Here is a 2038-nt window from a genome sequence, read left to right as displayed (position 1 = left end):
CTTAGCTGGCGGTCTGGGTTGTTTCCCTCTTGAGTCCGGACGTTAGCACCCGGTGCTCTGTCTCCCAAGCTGTACTCGTCGGTATTCGGAGTTTGCCTTGGTTTGGTAAGTCGCCATGACCCCCTAGCCAAAACAGTGCTCTACCCCCGACGGTAATACTTGAGGCACTACCTAAATAGTTTTCGGAGAGAACCAGCTATTTCCAAGTTTGTTTAGCCTTTCACCCCTATCCACAGCTCATCCGCCAGTTTTGCAACACTGGTCGGTTCGGACCTCCAGTACCTGTTACGGCACCTTCATCCTGGCCATGGATAGATCACTTGGTTTCGGGTCTACACCCAGCGACTGAATCGCCCTATTCGGACTCGGTTTCCCTGCGCCTACCCTATTCGGTTAAGCTCGCCACTGAATGTAAGTCGCTGACCCATTATACAAAAGGTACGCCGTCACCCTTGCGGGCTCCGACTTTTTGTAAGCATGCGGTTTCAGGATCTATTTCACTCCCCTCCCGGGGTTCTTTTCGCCTTTCCCTCACGGTACTTGTTCACTATCGGTCGATGATGAGTATTTAGCCTTGGAGGATGGTCCCCCCATCTTCAGACAGGATTTCACGTGTCCCGCCCTACTTTTCGCAAGCTCAGTACCACACAGGTCTTTTCGCGTACGGGGCTATCACCCACTATGGCCGCCCTTTCCAGAGCGTTCCGCTAAGTCTTGTGCTATCACTTGCAGGCTCCTCCGATTTCGCTCGCCACTACTTTCGGAATCTCGGTTGATGTCTTTTCCTCGAGCTACTGAGATGTTTCAGTTCACCCGGTTCGCCTCGCACACCTATGTATTCAGTGTGCGATACCTTTCGGTGGGTTTCCCCATTCGGAAATCTCCGGATCAAAGCTAATTTGCCAGCTCCCCGAAGCTTATCGCAGGCTATCACGTCCTTCGTCGCCTATCATCGCCAAGGCATCCACCACATGCTCTTATTCACTTGACCCTATAACTTTGACGCCTACGCCGGTGTTGCCACCCTCGCAAGCCTCGCCGCCACAAACATCAAGCAAATGCTTGTCAGGTCTTTCACCTGACGCGTTATGCCGCATCCAATTTGCTTTTGTTCAAATTGAATATTCGTTGACGCAATCAAAATGTTGCTGATGGCACGGTGCGCACCGACCTTTACGACAGTGCGCTTTCCATCAGCAACGCTGATTCGACTCTATGAATTTTTAAAGAACAGCCGTGCAGCCTCGAAGGACTGCGGGATTGTCGAACACAAGATCGACAACACCGAAGCGCACTGCCTGGTGGGCAGCACGCTTGGGCGTGGTCTCTTGCGAACAAGAAGTGGTGGAGGATGACGGGATCGAACCGACGACCCCCTGCTTGCAAAGCAGGTGCTCTCCCAGCTGAGCTAATCCCCCGGATCGATGCGCTCGCCAGCCGGCAATGGTGGGTCTGGTTGGTCTCGAACCAACGACCCCCGCCTTATCAAGACGGTGCTCTAACCAACTGAGCTACAGACCCAAGCCGGTCGCTTGACCTCCCCAGGCTCGAGAAGACCCCGGATCGCTGGCGACATCCTTCCAACAACCGATAAGTGTGAGCGTTTGAGTTTGAGAGCTTCTGTGTGTGGCTCACTTGCCTGCGAGATCGCACCACCTGGCAAGCCAGGCATTGCAACACCCACGGGTGTGGCCATTTTCCAGAAAGGAGGTGATCCAGCCGCACCTTCCGATACGGCTACCTTGTTACGACTTCACCCCAGTCACGAACCCCGCCGTGGTAAGCGCCCTCCTTGCGGTTAGGCTACCTACTTCTGGCGAGACCCGCTCCCATGGTGTGACGGGCGGTGTGTACAAGACCCGGGAACGTATTCACCGTGACATGCTGATCCACGATTACTAGCGATTCCGACTTCACGCAGTCGAGTTGCAGACTGCGATCCGGACTACGACCGGCTTTACGGGATTGGCTCCCCCTCGCGGGTTGGCTGCCCTTTGTACCGGCCATTGTATGACGTGTGTAGCCCCACCTATAAGGG

2 tRNA genes and 2 rRNA genes are annotated in these 2038 nt (G+C 54.7%); all 4 read right to left on the bottom strand.

Annotation, left to right across the window (positions count from 1 at the left end):
• Positions 1 to 991, bottom strand: a 23S ribosomal RNA gene (locus QUB77_RS31530); the annotation flags it as partial.
• Between the two features lie 351 nt (positions 992 to 1342).
• A tRNA-Ala gene (locus tag QUB77_RS31525) sits at positions 1343 to 1418 on the bottom strand.
• A gap of 26 nt (positions 1419 to 1444) precedes the next feature.
• Positions 1445 to 1521 (bottom strand) — tRNA-Ile (locus QUB77_RS31520).
• 182 nt (positions 1522 to 1703) lie between these two features.
• Positions 1704 to 2038, bottom strand: a 16S ribosomal RNA gene (locus QUB77_RS31515); the annotation flags it as partial.

It is taken from the genome of Microcoleus sp. AT9b-C3, assembly GCF_036705485.1.
In the GTDB taxonomy this organism is placed as follows: domain Bacteria; phylum Cyanobacteriota; class Cyanobacteriia; order Cyanobacteriales; family Microcoleaceae; genus Microcoleus.
The sequence above is the reverse complement of the archived record's forward strand: the minus strand, read 5'-3'. Positions and strand labels throughout refer to the sequence as shown.